Here is a 21,761-nt window from a genome sequence, read left to right as displayed (position 1 = left end):
CTGGTCTATGATCAATTAATCATTCAATAATCTCGAAATCTCATCTAATTTAGGTGTCAGAATAACTTCAATACGTCTGTTTTTGGCTTTGCCTTCAGCCGTATCGTTGGATGCGATTGGGGCATATTCACCACGACCAGCGGCGGTTAGGTTCTCTGGATTGATGGCAGGATTCTCTTTTAGAATTTGAACAATAGCGGTAGCTCGTTTAGTGGATAAATCCCAGTTACTGTTCATTGGCCCAGTGCCATTATAAGGATCAGTGTCCGTATGGCCTTCTATCAGAATGGCAATATCTGGATTTTGAGCCAATACGCTTCCCAATTGTTTTACGGCTTCTCTACCATTAGCGCCCACGGCCCAACTGCCTGATTGAAACAATAACTTATTTTCCATGGAGACATAGACTTTGCCATCACGCTGTTCAACGGTCAGACCTTTGCCTTCAAAATTGGTCAATGCAGTAGAAATCGCATTTTTTAGTTTGTTCATGGCTGCATCTTTCGCGGCAATCACGCTTTCAAGCTCTGCAATCCGTTGTGAACGGGCTTCCATATCTTCTTTTAATTTTTGCAAACGCGAGTTTTCATTGGCTAAAGCTTGCTCTTTTGCGTCCAATTGTGCTAATAACTCTCTATTCTTTCTGGAGTTTTCGGCAATTGCAGAAGAACTGTTTTTCTCTAAGGCCTGATACGATTCCTGTAGATTTCTAAGATTGGTACTCGTAATGTCATACTCCTTTTGAAGCTGATTGCGTTTCGCGGTGGTATCATCGTAATCTCTTTGTAATTGAGATAATCTATTTTGTGCCAGGATTAAATCCTTTTTTAGGTTGGCATTTTCATCAGCAATTTCCCGATTCTCTTTTCTTAAGTTGGCGTATTTACTTTCTAAATCGGTATAGATTTTTTTAGATACACAAGACGTGGTCAGCACAAGCGTCAACGCAATAAGGGACAATTTTTTAATCATTTTTATAAGTATTTATTGTTAGGTTTATTTGACATCGGCAGTCTTCGGACTTCCGTCATCGGTCCACCGTCATCATCTCTCAATTTCCAGTAATATCGGACAATGATCGCTATGCACGGCATCTGACAAGATAACGCTGCGTTTTAGTTTTTCTTGTAATGGGTCGCTTACTAAAGCATAATCCAATCGCCAGCCCTTGTTTCTTGCTCTTGAATTGGCTCGGTAGCTCCACCAGGTATAATGCTCAGGTTCTTTATTAAAATGTCGGAACGAATCTATAAACCCACGATCTAAAAAATTCCCAATCCATTCGCGCTCCACAGGTAGAAAACCAGAAACATTGGAAAGTCCTACTGGGTTGTGGATGTCTATGGCTTCGTGGCAAATGTTATAATCGCCTAAAATAATCAAATTCGGGATGCGTGTTTTAAGTTCATCAATATAAACCTGGAACATATCCATATAGTCAAGTTTATGCTGCAAGCGGGCGTCATTGGTGCCAGACGGTAAATATAAACTCATAATAGAAACGTTGTCATAGTCCACCCTCAGGTTTCGTCCTTCATAATCCATTGACGCAATTCCTGTGCCGTATTCAACGTGGTTGGGTTCGGTCTTACAGAGGATCGCCACACCACTATAGCCTTTCTTTTGCGCGCTGAACCAATAGTGATAACGATAACCTGCTTCTTCAAAAACAGACACGTCCAATTGTTCTTCCATCGCTTTGATCTCTTGAAGGCAAATGACGTCTGGATTGGCACTTTTTAACCACTCTATAAAACCTTTTTTGAGTGCTGCACGAATCCCATTAACGTTATAGGAGATGATTTTCATATGTATTTCCCTTGAAAATGGGAATCTTTAAGTTAAAACTTGATTTCGCACAAACTTAAATAATACTGTACTTTTATACGATAATTTTAAAGGCATTTTAACGATAAAATAATATCCGTCTTTAGAAGTTAATGTATTAGATGAAAATTGCTGTTCTTCTTATCTTCTTTTTAACCTGTTGTTGTGTGTATGCACAGCAACCAACATCCAATTATAGGACAAAGAAAATGGCGGTGAAGGCTTCTATACAGATTGACTCGGTGAGTATCAACTCTAGTCAATTCAGTCTTAAAACTAAAGAAAATGTCGTCCTTGATACTTCTTATTATAAAATCGACTTTTCAAAGGCGCTGTTGACATTTAAAAAACCTGTTGAAACGGACTCTGTTATCATCGACTATCTCAGATATCCAAACTTTATTACTCGAAAATATTTTCAGCTTGATGACAAGATCATCGTTGACAATACCGATAATATGCAGCAGCTGTACAAAATGCGCCAATCTACCTTGACCAGAAATTACACGCCATTTGATGGATTGACCACTTCTGGAAGTATTTCAAGAGGTGTGACCATTGGCAATAATCAAAATTCGGTATTGAACAGCGAACTCGACCTTCAAATTTCTGGTAAACTCAGTGATAAGGTGTCTTTGCGAGCCTCTATCCAAGATGCCAATATCCCGTTGCAGGAAAGTGGTTATTCGCAGCGTTTGGATGAGTTTGATCAGGTTTTTATTGAATTATTTAGCGACACCTGGCGCATTAGGGCAGGAGATATTGATTTGCAAAACAACGACTCGTATTTTGCCAGTTTTACAAAACGTGTTCAGGGTCTGAATGTGGATGTGGATTTGGGCAATGATACTTCCAAAACAAATCTATTTGCGGCGGGAGCTTTGGTAAGGGGCCAATTTACAACCAGCCAATTCAGAGCGCAAGAAGGCAATCAAGGTCCTTACAAGTTAAGAGGACCAAATAACGAGTTGTATGTGCTGGTGGTTTCGGGAAGTGAAACGGTTTATGTGAATGGAACACCTATTAAACGTGGTGAAAATGAAGATTATATCATCGATTATAATGCGGGTGAAATTATCTTCAATTCGACATTCCCCATAACTTCTGAAATGCGCATTACTGTAGATTATCAATTTAGTGAACGAAATTTTTCACGGTTTACAGTATATGGCGGTGGAAGTGTAGAAACCGAAAAATTTAAAATAGGCGCTTCGGTCTATTCAGAAGTCGATTCTAAAAACCAACCATTACAACAAAATCTATCCCCTGAACAGGATCAGATCTTGGCCAATGCCGGCGATGATCAGTCCTTGATGGTGGCACCTTCTGGCGTACCCGAGCCGTATAATGAAAACCGTATTTTATACAAAAAGGAACTTATTGACGGTGCAGAGGCTTATGTGTTTTCAAACAATCCTGAAGATGATCTCTACAGTGTGAAATTTCGTTTGGTTGGCGATAATCAAGGGAATTATGTGCTGGTCAATAGCAATGCGGTTTCTAATATATATGAGTATGTGTCACCAATTTCCGGGGTGCCTCAAGGGAATTATGCAGCCATTGTCCAATTGATTGCGCCTACCAAATTGCAGGTTGCCGTGGTCAATGGAAGTTATAAGCCTACTGAACGAACCGATATTTATTTTGAAGCCGCCGGTAGTAAAAACGATTTGAACCTCTTTTCAAATTTGGATGATGACAATAACGACGGGTTCGCTGGGAAACTTCGCGTACGACAGGAGGTCATAAAAAGTGATAGTCTTTGGAATTTGTCAGCAATACTTGACGCAGATATAATTCAACAGGATTTTAAATCCATCCAACGTTTGTATTATGCGGAGTTCAATCGGGATTGGAATTTGGAGATGCCGCTTGGAAATCAAAGTTTACTGACTGCTGGCCTTGATCTTTATCACCCAGAAAACGGTATGGCCAGTTATAAATTTGAGCATCTTAATTATTCTGAAAATTTCAACGGCAATCGGCATAGTGCGTTTGCTAGTTTGAAATTTGGTAAATGGCAGCTCTTTACCAATTCCAGTATCTTGAATAGTGAAAGTAATATTTCAGAATCAACCTTTTTACGGACTTTTAATCGGGTCACCTATAACTTCAAGAACCAATGGGTAGGCACTAAGCTTGCGGCGGAAGATAATGAGCAACGTGAAATTGCCACCGACCAACTGACCACATTGAGTCAACGCTTTAAATCGGCCGAAATATTTTACGGCATTGGCGACAGCACCAATGTTTTTGCGGAGGTGGGTTATCGACATCGTGTCAACGACAGTTTACGGATGAATAGCGTTGAAAAAGTGAGCAGCTCCAATACCTATTATATCAAGTCTAAAATCATTCAGAATGCCGCAACCGATTTAGGGGTTTATATCAATTATCGCACCTTAAAATCGGTGGATAAAGCCATTGAAAATGAAAAATCCTTAAATTCGAGAGTGACCTTTAGCCAGCAATTGTTTTCCCAAATAGTGTTATGGAATACGGTTTTTGAAACCAATGCCGGAAGTCTGCCTCAGCAAGATTTCACCTATGTGAAGGTGGAGCCTGGCCAAGGTGCTTATACATGGATTGACTATAACAACAATGGCATTCAAGAGCTCAACGAATTTGAAATTGCACAGTTTCAGGATCAAGGTGAATTTATCAGGGTGTTACTGCCTAATCAAGTATTTGTCAAAACGCATCAGAATAGGCTAAGTCAAACCATAACCATCAATCCTCAGCAATGGGCGGTAAGCGAAAGTGGTAGCAAGAGATTTTGGTCGCATTTTTACAATCAGACCTCCTATTTGGTAGATCGAAAGTTAAAAAGAGAAGATAATGCCTTTGATCTCAATCCGTTTGCTAATGACGATGAGAATCAATTGGCCTTGAACAAGAGTGTTAGAAATGTCCTTTTTTTTAACAGGGGCAAACAGCACTTCACAACCTCCTACACATTTTTAACCAATGCAGCGAAGACTTTACTTTCCATCGGATTCCAAGAGAGCAAACTAAATAGCCATCAACTCAATTTTAATCACAAATTTGCTGAAAGTTGGCTTTTGAATTTAAAAACAAGTTTAGAGGAAAATCAAAGTTTGAGTGAGAATTTCGCCAGTCGAAACTATATAATAGATGAAACTCGTTTACAACCTAAATTGTCTTATCTGTTCAATGAAAATGCCCGCTTTGATATCTTTTACCAATACACTTCCAAGGAAAATACCATCGGCAATATGGAAACTTTGCTTCAAAATAACTTCGGCCTGTCTTTCACTTATAACAGAGCACAGAAAGTGGCGCTTACCGGTGAGATTAATTTTTATGACAATAGCTTTGAGGGCAATGCAAATACACCCGTGTCGTATCAAATGCTGGAAGGTTTACAGCCTGGTAAGAACTTCACATGGACTTTGTTGGCACAACGTAAATTGACCGCATTTTTAGATTTAAACCTGAATTATTTCGGCCGTAAAACAGAAACTTCCAAAACTATCCATACAGGAACTATTCAGTTGAAAGCTTATTTTTAGAAGGTGACTTATGTCACATAACGTATAAAGATTTTTTCGTAGCTTTGCTGACATGTCAAAGTTAGTTGCCATATTTTATACTGTTTTGATTCTTTTTCAAAGTTTGAATATCAGCTTTGAAGACGTGTCAAAATTCAGTGCGCTTATGGAACATGCGTCCTATCATCAGGAAACTTACGGCGATTCTTTTTTTGACTTCCTTTCTGAGCATTATGGCGAAGCTTCTGTGGCACATGAAAATGAGCATTCAGAGCACGAAAATTTACCCTTCAAACATAATGATCAGAATTGTTGTCATATAAACACCTCTTTTACACTTCAAAACACTGAGTTTATAGATTCTTACGAGGCTTTTATTGAAATTCCTCTTAATTTTCATTATAAAGAATCCTTCTCCTTATTTGAGAAACCATCTGTGTTTCAACCGCCTAAATTCGCATAATTCATTTTAGTTTAAGTTATTTTAAATAAGTCGTTTATTCAACGGCTTGCAACGCTTTACATATGAGTTATGTTAGAAAATATTATAAAATTCAGTTTAAGGAATAAACTTATTATTCTCTTATTTATGGGGTTTGTGGTCGGTTTCGGAATTTACTCCTTAACAAAAATCCCCATTGGTGCCGTGCCTGATGTTACCAATAACCAGGTGCAAGTGATTACTACGTCACGTAATTTGTCAACGCAGGATGTTGAGCAATTTATCACCTATCCTGTTGAGTTGGAAATGGCCAATCTGCCTGGCGTTATTGAAATTCGATCGACTTCAAAATTTGGACTTTCCGTAGTCACTATTGTGTTTGAAGATGCGATGGGAACGTATTTGCCACGGCAGCTCATTGCTGAGAAAATCAAATCGGCATCAGAAAAAATACCGGAGAACTTCGGAACCCCAGAGATGGGTCCTATTACAACTGGTTTAGGTGAAATCTATCAGTATATCCTTGATGTCAAACCTGGCTATGAGGATAAGTACAGTATTACTGAGTTACGGACTATTCAGGATTGGATTGTCAAGCGTCAACTTTCAGGGATTCCCGGTGTGGTTGAGGTGAATACTTGGGGTGGTTTTTTAAAGCAATACGAGGTGGCCATCAATCCGAAACAGTTGAATGCCATGAATATTTCCATTCTGGAGATTTATGAGGCGCTCGAAAAAAACAATAGTATAGCCGGTGGTGGATACATAGAAAAGGCTAATCAAGCATTTTTTATACGGGGAGAAGGCTTGGTGGAATCACTTCAGGACATTGAAAATATTGTGATCCGAAACGATGGTGTACCTATTTATGTAAAAGACGTTGCAAAAGTTGGCTTTGGTAGTGCGACCCGTTTTGGAGCCATTACGGGTAATGGTGAGGGTGAGAAGGTGATGGGACAGATTATGATGATTAAGGATGGAAACTCCAAAAAGATCATTAATGCGGTCAAGGAACGCGTGGCTTCTATAGAGCAAACCTTGCCAGAAGGCGTTTATATTAATGCTTTTTTAGAACGGACCGAACTTATTGATAAAACTACCTATACTGTGTCAGAAAACCTCATTTTGGGTTCCTTAATCGTTATTTTTGTAGTGGTTTTATTGTTGGGGAATTGGCGTTCTGGTTTAGTTGTGGCATCTGTGATACCACTGAGCTTACTGTTCGCCATTTCTCTAATGAATATTTTTGGTGTTGATGCCAATTTAATGAGTCTTGGTGCCATCGATTTTGGAATTATCATTGATGGTTCCGTCATTATAGTAGAATTCATCGCTTATCAGATTGTGACCCAAAGTGCCAAAATTAAAGCGCTTTCGAAGGGTGATCGGCAGACTGAAATTGATCAGATCACTTTGAAAAGTGCCTCTAAAATGATGAATTCAGCCATTTTCGGCCAACTCATTATCCTCATAGTTTTTATTCCGATTCTGTCATTGAGTGGCGTAGAAGGAAAGATGTTCAAACCAATGGCCATGACCTTTAGTTTTGCCTTGATCGGAGCTATGATCTTTTGTCTCACCTACGTTCCAGTGGCGTCCTCAATGTTTCTAAAAGCGACCAAGCCTAAGGATTCTAATATTTCAGTCCGTTTAATGCGATTTTTAAATAGGCAATACCGACCAGTAATCAATTGGGCCTTGCTAAATACGCGCCTCGTTGTTGGAGTTTCCATAGTTCTACTGGTTTTAAGTGGATGGATTTTCAGTAGAATGGGCGGTGAGTTTGTGCCTACGTTGGATGAAGGTGATTTTGTCATCCAACCCGTCTTGAAGACGGGAACCTCCTTGAGCAAAACGATAGAAGTCACCACCAAAATTGAACAAATACTATTGAACAATTTTCCTGAAGTGGAGCAAGTGGTGACACGAATAGGAGCGGCAGAGGTGCCAACAGATCCGATGTCAATGGAAGAAAGTGATGTCATTATCAAATTGAAACCAAAGAAGGAATGGACATCTGCCTCTTCTAAAAATGAATTGGCGGACATGTTTGAAGAAGCGTTGCGGGTCATCCCAGGAATGGAAGTGGAATTCACACAGCCCATAGAAATGCGTTTCAATGAATTGATTACCGGGGTAAGGGCTGATCTTGCCATTAAGATATTTGGTGAAGATTTATCAATCTTGGCGCAAAAAGCGGATGAAATAAAAAACTTGATCCAAAACGTTGAGGGTGCTTCAGATATTATTGTTGAAAAAGTAGAGGGTTTGCCGCAAATGAGTGTCACTTTCAACCGCAGTAAAATTGCCCGATATGGCGTCAATATTGCCGATTTAAACGATTTGATTGCTGCAGGATTTGCCGGCCGAACTGTTGGTAGTGTCTTTGAAGGTGAAAAGCGATTTGATCTGGTCATCAGGTTACAAGAATCACAGCGACAGAATATTGAAGATCTGAAAAACTTGTATGTGGATATTCCAAGCGGCGGGAAGATTCCGTTGAGTGAATTGGCGGATATTACTTATACCACAGGACCAGCGCAAATATCGCGAGATGATACGAAACGCCGGATTGTGGTTGGTGTTAATGTTAGAAATCGGGATTTGCAATCGGTGGTGGACGAGGTGCAAGATTTGATTGAAAACAACTTGCAACTGTCAGCGGGATATAGCATTACTTACGGCGGACAGTTTGAAAATTTACAAAGTGCCAAGGCGCGATTAATGGTTGCTGTTCCTGTTGCGCTGGTGCTGATTTTCATCCTATTGTACTTTGCGTTTCATTCGGTCAGAGATGCTTTGTTGATCTACTCTGCCATCCCACTGTCAGCAGTGGGTGGGATTCTGTTTTTATGGATTAGGGACTTGCCATTCAGTATTTCAGCAGGTGTTGGTTTTATTGCCCTTTTCGGAATAGCAGTCCTGAATGGGATCGTATTGATAGAGCATTTTAAAGAACTTAAAAACCAAGGGATTATGAATATAGATGAACGTATCAAGCGTGGTACCCATGAGCGATTAAGACCTGTATTGTTAACGGCATCGGCGGCAGCCTTAGGTTTTTTGCCTATGGCCATCTCTACCAATGCTGGGGCTGAGGTGCAGCGACCATTGGCCACCGTGGTTATTGGTGGATTGATCAGTGCTACCATATTAACCTTAATGGTGTTACCAGTGCTTTACGCTTGGGTAGAAAAGAAACGAGATTTAAAAATTAATAAAACCGCTCTGGTAACTTTAGCTTTTATCATGCTGTCATTTCAGATGAGCGCACAAGAAAAGCCGATGTCGATTGAAGAGACTTTGAATTTGGCTATTGAAAACAATGCTGGATTAAAAGCGTCATCACTTCAAATTGACGAAGCCGATGCCTTAATAGGAAGCGCTTTCAGTTTTGATAAAACCTCTGTTTATTACAAGTATGAAAATAACGCCAATGAGGTTGAACCTTTAAAGGTCTTTGGGGTTTCTCAAGATTTTAAATTCCCAACGGCCTATATAGCGGACAGAAATGTCAACAGAGCGAAAGTCAGATTGCAGGAATCAGCTCATACTATTGAACTTCAAGTCTTGAAAAAGGAGGTGTATTCAGCGTATTACAATTTGAGTTATGCCAAGAACAAGGCGAAATCTTATCGTTTTTTGGATAGTTTATATCAAAATTTTGCACAATCTGCCAAACGACGGTTTGAATTGGGGGAGACCAATTATTTAGAAATGATCACCGCTCAATCTAAGCAGAAACAGTTGGAAACTTTTTATCGACAGGCGCAGCAAGAGGTGGTCATGTATCAGTCGCTACTGAAAAAAATTGTTCAGGTTGAAGATATTGAGATTGCCGATGAGCCATTAGGGAAGTTAACCGTTCGTTCAGAATCTATTAATGAAAACGTTGGAATGCTCCATTTTGAACAGTCCAAATCCTTTTACGATGCCAAATTACGGCAAGAGCATCAAAGTTTAATGCCTGATATAAGTGTTGAATATCTTCATGGCGTTAACGATGGGTTGAACAGGGATTTTGTGGGTTACCAATTGGGTTTGAAAATCCCCTTGTTGTTTGGAGGAAATTCTTCTAAAATAAAGGCATCAAAAATCGCACAGGATATTATTGAGGAAAAACAACAAGATTATAAATCAAAATGGCAAGCTGAAAAAGAAGCTTTACTCGCCAAGCTGGAGCAATATGATGAGGCCGTTATTTATTATGAAACACAAGGGAGGCGTCTTTCCGAAGAAATCATAAAAACTGCAGAACGCACCTTCAAGGAAGGAGAAATTGATTTTTTCCAATACATTCAGAGCATTGAGACTTCGAAGGATATTGAAATGACCTATCTCGATAATCTTAATGCCTACAATCAAACTATTATTGCAATCAATTATTTAATTTTAGACTAATGAAACAGTTATATATACTATTTGTTTTCATGCTTTTGGTAGCTTGTGGAAATGATAAAAATGAAGAACAAACAGAAGAAAATTTGCAGAAAACAGACGAATTGGTAGTCTCCAAGGAGCAGTTTAAAAGTGAACAAATGGAATTTGGCACCCTTTCTGAACACGATTTTAATACCATTGTAAAGGTGAGTGGTCAGATTGAAGTTCCTACCCAAAACCAGTCGAGTGTGAGCACTTTTCTTGGAGGTTATGTCACCAAAAGCCCAATGCTTATTGGAGATGAAGTTAAGAAAGGACAGTTTTTGGTCACTTTGGAAAGCACAGAGTTTGTTGAAATACAACAACGTTATTTGGAAGTTGCGCAACAGCTTAATTTCTTGAAATCTGAGTTTATACGCCAGAAGACCTTGTATGATGAAAACATCAGTTCGGAAAAGAACTTTTTAAAGGCAGAAAGCGATTATAAGAGCAGTTTGGCACATTATAATGGACTAAAAAAGAAGCTCCAAATGCTCAATATCAATCCGATATCTGTAGAAAATGGCAATATTACTTCGACCATTAATCTCTATGCGCCTATTGATGGATTTGTGACCAAGGTCAACGTTAGTAATGGAACTTATGTGTCTCCTGCAGATATTATTTTGGAAATTATAAATACACATCATATCCATTTGGAATTGTCGGTGTTTGAAAAGGATATTCTCAAAGTAAAAAAAGGTCAAAAAATCGAGTTTAGAATTCCGGAAGCTTCTGACAGTGTTTTTAAGGCAGAAGTCCACTTGGTTGGTACTAGCATCGATCCAACAAATAGAAGAGTAGTAGTCCATGGTCATATTGATGACGACCATACCGCATTTATAGTTGGAATGTTTGCCGAAGCTGATATCTTTGTGGGTTCTTTAAACGGAATAGCATTGCCTAAAACAGCGGTAATTCAAGTTGAAAATGATTATTTTGCATTAATATTGGAGAAGGAAACTTCTAATGACTATTATTTCACAAAGGTAAAATTAGACATAGGTTTGCAAACCGAAGATGTTGTTGAAGTCTTAAATGCAGCATCCTTAGCGAATCAAAAAATAGTAGTGAACGGCACCTATATGTTGTTAAATGAAGCAGAAGGGGGCGGGCATTCACATTAAAATTAAACTATGACAGATCATCATAAAGAAGACCATGGCCATCACGACCATGATGGTATATTCGGACCACGTACGGAGTTGTATTTTTCATTGCTATGTGGGCTATTTCTACTAATGGGTTTCCTATTCAAAATTTTAGGACCTGACACCCAATCTATGTGGCTTTATCTGGTGCCCTTATTGATTTCTTACGGATTTGGTGGCTATTATATCAGCATTGAAGCATTTGAAAAGATAAAAAAAGGCGAATTTGAAATTGACTTTTTAATGATTGCAGCAGCTATCGGTGCTGCTTATATTGGGAGTTGGATAGAGGGTGCTTTACTTTTATTCCTGTTCAGTTTGGGGCATGCTTTAGAAACTTATGCCATGGACAAGGCCAAGAAATCCATTGAGGCTTTAGGGGAATTAACACCTAAAACGGCATTGATTAAAAGAAACGGTAAAGTTGAAGAAGTTAGCGTTGATGATTTGAAAATCAATGATGTTATTGTAGTGAGACCAAACTCTAAAATTGCAGCCGATGGAGTTATCATCAAAGGCAGTAGTTCCATTGATCAGGCTCCTATTACAGGAGAAAGTATGCCTATTGATAAAACTGCCATTTCCTCAGTGGACAAGCTTCCAAGTTTTAATGATATTGATACATCCCATGTTGTATATACGGGAACCATTAATGGCGATGGAAGCATTGAGGTTTTGGTTCTGAAATTGAGTAAAGATTCTACGGTTGCGCGACTGATTAAAATGGTAAGTGATGTAGAAACACAGAAATCGCCTACCCAACGGATGACGAAGAAGTTTGAGGAGAAGTACGTACCCATTGTAATTTTGGTGGTGTTTGCGCTGTGTTTTGCTTTCTTGGTGATCGATGAGCCTTTTGAGGATAGTTTATATCGTGCTATTACGGTTTTGGTAGCGGCCAGCCCATGTGCCTTGGCAATTTCAACACCGAGTGCCGTATTGAGTGGGATTGCAAGAGCCGCTCAAAAAGGGGTGTTGATCAAAGGCGGAAAGGCTTTAGAAGATCTGGGCTCTATTAAAACGATTGCTTTTGATAAAACAGGAACCTTGACTGAAGGAAAGCCAAAGCTCACCAACATGATACCGCATAATGATTATTCCGAAGAAGATTTGGCGCGACTTGTTTTGGAAGTGGAAAGTTTGAGCAATCATCCCTTGGCAAGAGCTATTGTTAAAGATGTCCAATTTAAATATGGCATGCAGCACAAAAACTTAGCGTCCAATGTCAATGCTATACAAGGTAAAGGCATCAGCGCAACTTATCAGGATAAATCTGTTTTTATTGGAAATGAAAAGTTGATGACAGATGAGGGGATGGCTATTCCCGCTGAGTTACGTTTAAAGATGGATGGCTTGCTGCAAGAGGGGCATACTGCTATGTTGGTCGCCCATAATGGTAGGGTTATCGGATTAATGAGCGTGATGGATCTTCCAAGAAAAACAGCAGTTGAGACCTTAAAACGATTGGAGAAGATTGGTATTAAACGAATGATCATGCTTACGGGCGATCATCAAAATGTGGGCGATGCCATAGCCAAACAAATTGGATTGACAGAGGCCAAAGGTAATTTGTTGCCCGAAGATAAAGTAGAAGCGATCAAGAAACTTATGGAGCGTGATGGGAAAATCGCGATGGTAGGTGACGGGGTCAACGATGCGCCAGCAATGGCATATAGCACGGTTAGTGTAGCCATGGGAGCTGCCGGTAGTGATGTAGCTTTGGAAACCGCAGATGTGGCATTGATGTCTGATAAAATACAAATGTTACCCTTTGCCATAGGTTTGAGTAGAGCGTCTAAACGAATTATTACCCAAAATATCTGGATCAGTATGGGCGTTGTGGCCTTATTGGTGCCAGCAACCATATTTGGTTTTACGGGCATTGGATTGGCCGTTGTTTTCCATGAAGGCTCAACCTTGGTGGTTGTTCTTAATGCCCTGCGATTGCTGGCTTACAATGAGAAATAATAGTAATCATAGCAACAAGTTTTTATTCATGCGGTATTAGAATTACCGATGGAAAACTAAAATTAAACGCTCACTACGCAACCATTTATTTATAATGGCATCTTAAAAAAGTAACCGCTAACTTTTTTAAACCACTATTATATGAAGAATTATGGATGCGCCTGTTTGTTGTTCTTTGCAGTCCTAGCCTCTCAAGCTCAGAACGACAGTATTTCAAATAGGGAATTTGGCAACAATGAGATCAAATTAAACGCCATCATGCTTTTACTTGGGTCTTTCGAGCCGAGTTATGAGTATAATCTGTCAGAAAGTTCGTCTGTTGGAGTGTCATTGTTTATTCCGTTTGATGATGAGAATTTTGATGTCAGTACGAATTACTATATTTCTCCTTATTACCGAATTTTCTTTGGTCAGAAATACGCTGCCGGTTTTTTCTTGGAAGGATTTGCGATGTTGAACTCTTCCGATCGTGAGCATTATGACCATTCGCAAGAAGGAAATTATAAGTATTGGGAAGAGGATGTCACCGATTTTGCCTTAGGCTTTGGATTGGGTGGTAAATGGATGACAAGAGGTGGTTTTGTTTTTGAAGTCACTGGTGGTATAGGTAGAAACTTGTTTACAAAAAGCAACGACGATTATTACAATTATTCGCCCATAGTCGGGAAATTTGGTTTTAACCTAGGGTTCAGGTTTTAAGGTCAATACATAAAAAATCCCAAATTCCAATATTGTGACATTGGAACTTGGGATTTATAATTTATAATCTGTAGTTTTCTACATTTTCTTCAACCAGGACTTGATATCTACTTCGTTCTTGATGATCTTGCTCAGATCTTCAATTTTTACGCGGGTCTGTTCCATAGTGTCTCTATGTCTGATGGTTACCGTGTTGTCTTCTAAAGTATCATGATCAACAGTGATACAAAACGGCGTCCCGTTGGCGTCCTGTCTTCTATAGCGTCTTCCTACAGCATCTTTGTCGTCATAAACCACGTTAAAATCCCATTTCAGATCATCCTGAATTTGCTGTGCAATCTCTGGTAAGCCATCTTTTTTCACCAAGGGTAAAATAGCAGCTTTTACCGGTGCCAATACTGAAGGTAATTTTAAGACCGTTCTTGTGGTATTGTTGTCCAATTCCTCTTCTACCAATGAATTGGAGAAAACAGCCAAAAACATACGGTCCAAACCAATTGAGGTTTCCAATACATATGGCGTGTAGCTTTCCTTCGTTTCATGGTCGAAATACTGAAGTTTTTTACCTGAATATTCTTCGTGCTGCTTTAAGTCGAAATCCGTTCTGGAATGGATGCCTTCAAGTTCTTTAAATCCAAATGGGAATTTGAATTCTATGTCTGTTGCAGCATCTGCATAATGTGCCATCTTCTCATGGTCATGGAAACGGTAATTCTCCTCACCCATGCCTAGTGATAAATGCCATTTTAAGCGTTCTTCTTTCCAATGTTCAAACCATTCTTTTTGAGTACCCGGCTTAATGAAAAATTGCATTTCCATTTGCTCAAACTCGCGCATTCTAAAGATGAATTGTCGTGCGACAATTTCATTTCTAAATGCCTTTCCGGTTTGGGCTATTCCGAAAGGAATCTTCATACGTCCTGATTTTTGGACGTTGAGGAAATTCGCAAAAATACCTTGTGCCGTTTCTGGACGCAGGTATAAATCCATCGCACTTTCTGCTGAAGCACCTAATTTGGTGCCGAACATCAAGTTAAACTGTTTTACCTCAGTCCAGTTTCTGCTTCCCGTTACAGGATCGGCAATTTCCAATTCCTCGATGAGTGCTTTTACATCAGCTAAATCTTCGTTTTCCAAAGACCTACCCATTCTTGAAAGGATAGTTTTTATGTTTTCGTAGTACCCAACAACTCTTGGATTGGTAGTAATGAATTCTTCCTTGTTGAACGCATCTCCAAAACGTTTTTCCGCTTTCTTGATTTCCTTGTCAATCTTAGTCTCAATCTTAGCGCAGTAGTCTTCAATTAAAACATCGGCACGGTAGCGTTTTTTGGAATCCTTATTGTCAATTAAGGGGTCGTTAAACGCATCAACGTGTCCAGAAGCTTTCCAGGTGGTTGGATGCATGAAAATAGAGGAATCAATGCCTACAATATTATCGTGTATTTGTACCATGGCGGTCCACCAGTAGTCACGAATATTTTTCTTTAACTCAGCGCCATTTTGTGCATAGTCATAAACTGCACTTAGGCCATCATATATTTCACTGCTCTGAAATACGTAGCCATATTCCTTAGCGTGAGATATCACTTTCTTAAATTGGTCGTCCTGATTTGTCATGCTGCAAAAATAGAAAACCCTTCCCATTAAAGGAACGGTTTGTATGAATATATTTTATGGGCTTAATTTAATTCAATTTGTGTGCCTCCAAGCTTCCTTTCTTTGTGAAAAACTGAGACATAGTAGGTGCCTTTAGCAAGCGGTTTGTCATTTTTCTGAGCTTGAACGATAGTGCAAACATCAATGACGTCATTGTTGTATTGGATGTGTTGTTTATGGCTGTAAAAAAGTAGAAACTTCCCAAATTCAACCGAACCTTTATCGCCAATAACATTGTTTAATGGATCTAATATTTGGATGTAAATGTCTTTCATCCCTTTTTCAGTTAAGGTGTTTTCTGCTAATGTAAAACAAACGTCAATCCGATTGGCATGTGCGGCTTTAGTTGTTGAAGCTGCATTGATGCCAGTTCCAAAGGCTTTGGCTGAAAAAGAATTTGCGGTCAATAAGGCGCCTTTTTCAATCGTGCTATTTAAAGATTTATTAATTTTTTTAAGCTTAGAATTGACCTTTTGTTGCACATTTAACTCCGTATAAGCTATCGCTTTCTCACTCTCTAAGCGCTTATTTAACAAGTTGATAGAATCTACAGTCGTGAATAGAGCATGGTTTTTAGCTTTAATATTGGAAAGTTCAGATTTAACTTTCGTCAAAACTGCAATATCGCCTTCCATCAGTCTTAATTGTTCTAAGACTGATTCAGTGGATTTCTTGGCGCTATCAAGCTGTTCAGATAAGAGCGTGTTGTTGAGGTTCAAAGTGTCATATCTTGAAATCATATCAGACAATTCATTTTCAACAAGTTTTTTTTCTTGATCCACAAAGCGTTGTTGTGACTTACTAGATTCATAACTATTGAAACTTACAATGCCTAAAGCAGTTATGCCAATAATCAAAGAGCCAATAATAATTTTGTAGTTAAAAAACTGAGGGTTAACTATCATAATTAATTATTAAAAAGGGATAGGGATTATTTAATTAATTGGAGCGAAAATATATATTAAGTTTGTGATGGCTGATTTTAATCGATAAAATGATGAAAAATTTGTTAAACTTGTTCTTTCCAATGGTTTGTCTGTCGTGTGACCATCATTTGGACATCAATGAACGTTATGTTTGCACGGTTTGCAGACATGATTTTCCTTTAACAAATTTTGAAAGCACAACAGAAAATCCACTGACCAAAATGTTATATGGTCGTGTATTATTGAAAAACGCCACCGCACTTTTATGGTTTTCGAAGAAAGGAATGGTGCAACGCTTACTTCATAATCTCAAATACAAGGGCCATGAAGAGATTGGTGAATTTCTTGGAAAATGGCTTGGTGAAGACTTGCGCCAACGTGATGGATTTAAGACAATTGATGTGGTTGTTCCGGTGCCATTGCATACCAAACGGTTAAGGCAACGTGGGTATAATCAGGTGCATAAGTTTGGAGAACAGCTTGCCGCGGCTTTGGGATGCGAATTCAATACAGAGGTCTTACAGAAATCCAAAGCTACAACGACCCAAGTTTTCAAAGATCGGATCAGGCGCTGGGTTAATGATGATGCCTTGTTCATGGTGACCGAATTTGAATCTTTAAAAGGAAAACACATTCTTTTGGTGGATGATATTATTACAACAGGTGCAACAATCGAGACCTGTGCCAATGCGCTTTCCAAAATTGAAGGAACCACTATAAGTATCGCCACTATGGCAATTGCGGAATAATTTTTTCGTTTAAAATAATATATCGTTAATTTGCTGAAATTTGTGTGTGGTGATGTTTAAATCCTATTATAAACTGTTTCTCTTTTTTAGCATTCTTGCAATGCTCGTCAATTGTGCCAATAGAGGCATGCCCTCCGGTGGTGAGAAAGATACTGAGCCACCTAAAATAAGATACTCAACACCCGATAACTTCACTACAAATTTTAACAGTAATGAGATTGAGATTTATTTTGATGAATATGTCAAAATAAAAAACGCCCAAAAACAGCTGATTATCTCCCCGCCAATGGAGCCAGCTCCAGACATCACGCCATTGGGCAGCGCAAGCAAATACATCACAATTAAGATTAACGATACTTTACAGCCCAACACCACTTATGCTTTTAATTTTGGTCAAAGCATTGTAGATAATAATGAGGAAAACCCCTTTTCATATTATAAATATGTTTTTTCTACCGGTGATTATATTGACTCTCTTTCTGTAAGAGGTGCAATAGTTGATGCTGAAAAACGAGAACCGGAAAAGTTTGTTTCGGTAATGTTGTACGAAGTGGATTCTATTTATAACGATTCGACGATTTATAAATCCAGACCTAAATATGTGACCAATACTTTGGATAGCGTCAGCACGTTTAGTATTGATAATATTAAAGCTGGGAAATATCGTTTGGTAGCATTAAAAGATGAAAACGCCAATTATACCTATCAGCAGAAATCTGATAAAATTGGATTTTATGATAAGGAAATTACTGTGCCAACCGATTCTTTTTACGAAATAAAACTATTTAAGGAGGTGGCTGATTTTTATGTAGAACGTCCCACCCAGGTTGCAAAGCAGAAAATACAATTCGGTTATCGCGGCGATGCCAAAGAGCTATCCATTGAAATGCTGGAAGAGAAACCCGAAGGTTTTGAATACCGTATTGTGAAAGATGAACAAAGAGATACTTTATATTATTGGTATAAACCGAATATTGAGTTGGATACCACGTTATTTGTGGTCAGAAATAAAGCTTACGTTGATACCTTAAAGCACCGTTTTCGGGACTTAAAAGTTGACTCACTAATTATCAAACCATCAGGAACAGGAACCATTGATTTTGATAAAGATTTTTCAATTGCCGGTAATGTGCCCTTTGAGCAGCTTGATCTCGATAGAATTACTATTATGGATAGAGATTCTATAAAAGTGGATTTTAAAACAGAATTTGATACCTTAAGAAACACCTACCGATTTAAATTTGAGAAAACCGAAGCTAATACTTATCAAATTCAATTCTTGCCGGAAGCGGTAACAGATTTCTTTGGAAAAGTCAATGATACGCTAAACTATACCATCAAAACCAAGAAATTCTCTGATCTATCCGATGTACGTGTCAGTTTAATTGATGCAGAATATCCGGTAATCGTACAATTAACGGATAATAGTGGCAAGGTTAAATACGAACAGTTTGCAGATGCCCCACGCATGTTTGATTTCAGGCATATTAATCCAGGCACTTATTATTTGCGAGTTATTTATGATGCCAACGGGAATAGAAAATGGGATACAGGAAACTATCTCAAGAAGGTTCAGCCTGAGCGCATTAGTTATTATTCCAAAATTATCGATGCAAGAACAGGTTGGGATTTGGTAGAAGAATTTACCTTATTGAAAACTGATCCTGATCTGCCAAAAAATTAAATTTGGACCTATTCTGTTGGATGTGTTCTTTTTTAAGGCTCACAATTTCAACCGCTTCTTTTTCAAGAGGAATAGTATCTATCCGATTTCCCAACACATCATACACAGCTGAATGTCCTGAATAGTCATGATTATTATCGTCTTTGCCAACTCGGTTGACACCCACACAGTAGCTCATGTTTTCAATGGCACGGGCTTTTAATAAGGTATCCCATGCCACCATGCGCGAAGCAGGCCAATTGGCAACATAAATCAACACATCATAATTCTCCACATTTCTTGCCCAAACGGGAAACCTAAGGTCGTAGCAAATTAACGGACAGATTGTCCATCCTTTATAATCCACAGTGATCTTTTTAGTACCTGACGAATAGACTTTATCTTCACCCGCAAAGGTAAAAGTATGACGTTTATCATATTGGTCTATCGCCCCATCTGGATGGACAAATAGCATACGATTATAATAATGTCCATCTTCTTTGATGACCATACTGCCGGTGATGGCAGCTTGTTTTTTGGCGGCCACTGATTTTAACCAATCAACGGTTTCCCCTTGCATGGTTTCAAAAACATGAGACGGATTCATGGTAAAACCTGAGGTAAACATCTCAGGCAACACAATAATATCCACAGGACTCTTTAGGGCATCTATTTTTTTTGACAGATCTGTTCTGTTTTGTTCAGGCTGCTCCCAAACCAATTCCGTTTGAATTAAAGCGATATTTAAATTTTCAGACATTATAGCTTTTTTCTTCTTTTTTCAACATCCTTTTTATACCGATCTAATTTTTTGAGCCATTTTTCTTCATCCTTAGGAGAGAGCCTTCCTCTTTCCTTAAGTCTGTTGTACTTTGCCTGATTTTGTTCCAATCTTTTGGTGGCCTTTAGATACCTGTCTTGGGCCTTTTGCTTTTTCTTTAAGTCTTTTGCAGCTTTTTTACGGGCTTTTTCTTGCTTTTTTCTTGCTTTCTCAGCTCTTTTATCCGCCCTTAATTTATTCTTGTGGGTCTTGATAATTTTGTCTTTTTTGCTTTTGTCAAGAGTGTGTGTAATATCAATACCCTCTTTAAAAATAGACTTCCCCTTAACTTCATAAGCTACACCTTCGCTAATAACGTGTTGGGCATTAGCCATGATGCCAAGGCTCATAAAAAATATAAATATCCAGTTTTTCATAACATTGTTTTTTTTCTTTATTCAGATCCCTAAAACCTCTTGATAGCCAGTGAGGCTATAGCGTTTTTGGGTATGCAAAAATAGCAATTTTTAAGGTCAAAATTTAACTTTTAACAAGGTATTGGGGATTCGTTTTTTAAATAGAATTCAAAATGTCAGCGGCTTTTTTTAAGGTGTCATCGGTTTTGGCAAAACAGAATCTTAGCACTTTATGATCTAAATTATCGGCGTTGAAAACCGAGAGCGGAATCGCAGCAATTTTATGATCAATGGTCAATCGCTTGGCAAAATCTAAGTCATTTTCCATATTGATATTTGAGTAATCCAAAATCTGGAAGTAAGCACCTTGGGCCGGCGTAAATTTGAATCGAGAATCTTTGATCAAACTCAAAAACAAGTCGCGCTTACGCTGATAGAAGGCTGATAATTTTAAATAATGCTCAGGTTCCTGTAGGTAATCTGCCAAGGCTTTTTGCATCGGATGATTCACACAAAACACATTAAATTGATGCACTTTTTGAAATTCGGCCATCAAAGCTTTTGGCGCACAGCAATACCCCAATTTCCAACCTGTATTGTGGAAGGTTTTTCCAAAGGATGCCACTACAAAACTTCGCGATTTCAGATCAGGAAACAGGCAGGCACTCTGGTGCTTTTTATCGTCAAAAATGATATGTTCGTAAACTTCATCGCTCAGCAAAATAATGTCTGTACCTTTTAATAAGTCTTGGAGCTGCAGCATGTCCGCTTTCGAGAACACGGTCCCACTTGGATTTTGAGGTGTATTGATAATCACCATTTTAGTTTTCGAATTGATTTTTTTCGAAACAGCAGCCCAATCAACCGCGTAGTGTGGTGCTTCCAATTGTACGGAAATTGTTTTCCCACCATTCAATTCTATGGCCGGTTCATAACAATCATAAGCCGGTCTGAAAATAAGAACCTCGTCCTCTGGTTTTATAAAAGTAGAAATTATGGTGAAAATGGCCTGGGTAGCACCCGCAGTCATTGTAATTTCTGAATCGGGATGGTAGGAGCTATTATAGAGTTTTTCAAATTTATTGGTAATCGCAACACGTAATTCTAAATTCCCCGCCATTGGAGCGTATTGGTTATAGCCAGAATTCATGGCATTGGTAACCAAATCAATCAATTTTTGATCACTTTTAAAATTAGGAAATCCTTGAGATAGATTGAGGGCTTTATGGTTTTGAGCCAAGTTTCCCATGACCGTAAAGATTGTAGTACCGACATTAGGGAGTTTTGATTGGTATTGCATTATATGATGTTTTAGGTTTATTCCCATTAGTGGGTTTTTAATATCCCGAGACTTGCATCGAGTTTCTTGTTTAAAGATAATATAAACAAAATATTTGACTACTTTAATCGACTTTTGTTTGGCATGTCATAGTTGATTAAATGATAACTCAGTCTTAGCTACATATTATCATCATCCAATTTATGCTGATTTCAACTTTCATCTATTCAGTCGATTAAGTTTTCTAGGTTATGTACATTCTATGTTTAAAGTCATTTACAAGACTGTTTA

Annotated in this window: 15 protein-coding genes; 8 read left to right on the top strand and 7 right to left on the bottom strand. The window is 38.6% G+C overall.

The window, feature by feature from the left end; all coding sequences use genetic code 11:
* Positions 1–15 precede the first annotated feature (15 nt).
* Positions 16–972 carry an OmpA/MotB family protein gene (locus H3Z82_RS02830; protein WP_182202380.1) on the bottom strand — a complete coding sequence of 319 codons (957 nt, stop codon included), beginning with the start codon at positions 970–972 and terminating at the stop codon, positions 16–18.
* Positions 973–1,044: 72 nt separating this feature from the next.
* Positions 1,045–1,809, bottom strand: coding sequence for an exodeoxyribonuclease III (locus tag H3Z82_RS02825; RefSeq protein WP_182202379.1), 765 nt, complete (start codon positions 1,807–1,809; stop codon positions 1,045–1,047).
* Positions 1,810–1,949: 140 nt separating this feature from the next.
* Between H3Z82_RS02825 and H3Z82_RS02820 the strand changes: the two genes are divergently transcribed.
* The 6 genes from H3Z82_RS02820 (at position 1,950) to H3Z82_RS02795 (ending at position 14,018) form a co-directional block, all read left to right on the top strand.
* Positions 1,950–5,360 carry a hypothetical protein gene (locus H3Z82_RS02820; protein WP_182202378.1) on the top strand — a complete coding sequence of 1,137 codons (3,411 nt, stop codon included), beginning with the start codon at positions 1,950–1,952 and terminating at the stop codon, positions 5,358–5,360.
* A gap of 52 nt (positions 5,361–5,412) precedes the next feature.
* A complete protein-coding gene (locus H3Z82_RS02815) occupies positions 5,413–5,802 on the top strand; it encodes a hypothetical protein (RefSeq protein ID WP_182202377.1) in 390 nt (129 codons plus the stop codon).
* Positions 5,803–5,871: 69 nt separating this feature from the next.
* The gene (locus H3Z82_RS02810; protein ID WP_182202376.1) at positions 5,872–10,182 is read left to right on the top strand and encodes a CusA/CzcA family heavy metal efflux RND transporter; all 4,311 of its coding nucleotides are present in this window, start codon (positions 5,872–5,874) and stop codon (positions 10,180–10,182) included.
* A complete protein-coding gene (locus H3Z82_RS02805) occupies positions 10,182–11,327 on the top strand; it encodes an efflux RND transporter periplasmic adaptor subunit (RefSeq protein WP_182202375.1) in 1,146 nt (381 codons plus the stop codon). The genes H3Z82_RS02810 and H3Z82_RS02805 overlap by 1 nt, the downstream gene beginning before the upstream one ends.
* Positions 11,328–11,336: 9 nt before the next feature.
* Positions 11,337–13,319 carry a heavy metal translocating P-type ATPase gene (locus H3Z82_RS02800; protein ID WP_182202374.1) on the top strand — a complete coding sequence of 661 codons (1,983 nt, stop codon included), beginning with the start codon at positions 11,337–11,339 and terminating at the stop codon, positions 13,317–13,319.
* Between the two features lie 141 nt (positions 13,320–13,460).
* The gene (locus tag H3Z82_RS02795) at positions 13,461–14,018 is read left to right on the top strand and encodes a DUF3575 domain-containing protein (protein ID WP_182202373.1); all 558 of its coding nucleotides are present in this window, start codon (positions 13,461–13,463) and stop codon (positions 14,016–14,018) included.
* A 78-nt stretch (positions 14,019–14,096) separates the two neighbouring features.
* On the opposite strand, the gene H3Z82_RS02790 is transcribed toward H3Z82_RS02795, so the two are convergent.
* Both H3Z82_RS02790 and H3Z82_RS02785 read right to left on the bottom strand, forming a co-directional pair.
* Positions 14,097–15,638: a glycine--tRNA ligase gene (locus tag H3Z82_RS02790; RefSeq protein WP_182202372.1), complete on the bottom strand. Its 1,542-nt coding sequence runs from the start codon at positions 15,636–15,638 to the stop codon at positions 14,097–14,099.
* 62 nt (positions 15,639–15,700) lie between these two features.
* Entirely contained in the window at positions 15,701–16,582 is an 882-nt protein-coding gene (locus H3Z82_RS02785) for a hypothetical protein (RefSeq protein WP_182202371.1), read from the bottom strand.
* An 89-nt stretch (positions 16,583–16,671) separates the two neighbouring features.
* On the opposite strand from H3Z82_RS02785, the gene H3Z82_RS02780 reads away from it, so the two are divergent.
* Positions 16,672–17,352, top strand: a complete 681-nt coding sequence (locus H3Z82_RS02780) for a ComF family protein (RefSeq protein ID WP_182202370.1) — start codon at positions 16,672–16,674, stop codon at positions 17,350–17,352.
* A gap of 52 nt (positions 17,353–17,404) precedes the next feature.
* A complete protein-coding gene (locus tag H3Z82_RS02775) occupies positions 17,405–19,036 on the top strand; it encodes an Ig-like domain-containing protein (RefSeq protein ID WP_182202369.1) in 1,632 nt (543 codons plus the stop codon).
* On the opposite strand, the gene H3Z82_RS02770 is transcribed toward H3Z82_RS02775, so the two are convergent.
* The 3 genes from H3Z82_RS02770 to H3Z82_RS02760 all read right to left on the bottom strand — a co-directional run bounded on the left by H3Z82_RS02770 (position 18,996) and on the right by H3Z82_RS02760 (position 21,491).
* Positions 18,996–19,775 carry an amidohydrolase gene (locus tag H3Z82_RS02770; protein WP_182202368.1) on the bottom strand — a complete coding sequence of 260 codons (780 nt, stop codon included), beginning with the start codon at positions 19,773–19,775 and terminating at the stop codon, positions 18,996–18,998. The two genes, H3Z82_RS02775 and H3Z82_RS02770, sit on opposite strands and share 41 nt — an antisense overlap.
* Positions 19,775–20,212 carry a hypothetical protein gene (locus H3Z82_RS02765; RefSeq protein ID WP_182202367.1) on the bottom strand — a complete coding sequence of 146 codons (438 nt, stop codon included), beginning with the start codon at positions 20,210–20,212 and terminating at the stop codon, positions 19,775–19,777. The genes H3Z82_RS02770 and H3Z82_RS02765 overlap by 1 nt, the downstream gene beginning before the upstream one ends.
* A gap of 136 nt (positions 20,213–20,348) precedes the next feature.
* Complete coding sequence (locus H3Z82_RS02760) at positions 20,349–21,491, bottom strand: methionine aminotransferase (protein WP_182202366.1); 1,143 nt, start codon at positions 21,489–21,491, stop codon at positions 20,349–20,351.
* Between the last annotated feature and the right edge of the window lie 270 nt (positions 21,492–21,761).

Source organism: Gelidibacter maritimus (assembly GCF_014062315.1).
Taxonomy (GTDB): Bacteria; Bacteroidota; Bacteroidia; order Flavobacteriales; family Flavobacteriaceae; genus Gelidibacter; species Gelidibacter maritimus.
This window is presented reverse-complemented; position numbering and strand designations above follow the sequence as displayed.

Excerpts from the sequence above, each read along its gene's own strand:
- H3Z82_RS02830 (WP_182202380.1), bottom strand. The coding sequence starts at position 972 with ATGATTAAAAAATTGTCCCTTATTGCGTTGACGCTTGTGCTGACCACG.
- H3Z82_RS02825 (WP_182202379.1), bottom strand. The coding sequence starts at position 1,809 with ATGAAAATCATCTCCTATAACGTTAATGGGATTCGTGCAGCACTCAAA.
- H3Z82_RS02820 (WP_182202378.1), top strand. The coding sequence starts at position 1,950 with ATGAAAATTGCTGTTCTTCTTATCTTCTTTTTAACCTGTTGTTGTGTG.
- H3Z82_RS02815 (WP_182202377.1), top strand. The coding sequence starts at position 5,413 with ATGTCAAAGTTAGTTGCCATATTTTATACTGTTTTGATTCTTTTTCAA.
- H3Z82_RS02810 (WP_182202376.1), top strand. The coding sequence starts at position 5,872 with ATGTTAGAAAATATTATAAAATTCAGTTTAAGGAATAAACTTATTATT.
- H3Z82_RS02805 (WP_182202375.1), top strand. The coding sequence starts at position 10,182 with ATGAAACAGTTATATATACTATTTGTTTTCATGCTTTTGGTAGCTTGT.
- H3Z82_RS02800 (WP_182202374.1), top strand. The coding sequence starts at position 11,337 with ATGACAGATCATCATAAAGAAGACCATGGCCATCACGACCATGATGGT.
- H3Z82_RS02795 (WP_182202373.1), top strand. The coding sequence starts at position 13,461 with ATGAAGAATTATGGATGCGCCTGTTTGTTGTTCTTTGCAGTCCTAGCC.
- H3Z82_RS02790 (WP_182202372.1), bottom strand. The coding sequence starts at position 15,638 with ATGACAAATCAGGACGACCAATTTAAGAAAGTGATATCTCACGCTAAG.
- H3Z82_RS02785 (WP_182202371.1), bottom strand. The coding sequence starts at position 16,582 with ATGATAGTTAACCCTCAGTTTTTTAACTACAAAATTATTATTGGCTCT.
- H3Z82_RS02780 (WP_182202370.1), top strand. The coding sequence starts at position 16,672 with ATGATGAAAAATTTGTTAAACTTGTTCTTTCCAATGGTTTGTCTGTCG.
- H3Z82_RS02775 (WP_182202369.1), top strand. The coding sequence starts at position 17,405 with ATGTTTAAATCCTATTATAAACTGTTTCTCTTTTTTAGCATTCTTGCA.
- H3Z82_RS02770 (WP_182202368.1), bottom strand. The coding sequence starts at position 19,775 with ATGTCTGAAAATTTAAATATCGCTTTAATTCAAACGGAATTGGTTTGG.
- H3Z82_RS02765 (WP_182202367.1), bottom strand. The coding sequence starts at position 20,212 with ATGAAAAACTGGATATTTATATTTTTTATGAGCCTTGGCATCATGGCT.
- H3Z82_RS02760 (WP_182202366.1), bottom strand. The coding sequence starts at position 21,491 with ATGCAATACCAATCAAAACTCCCTAATGTCGGTACTACAATCTTTACG.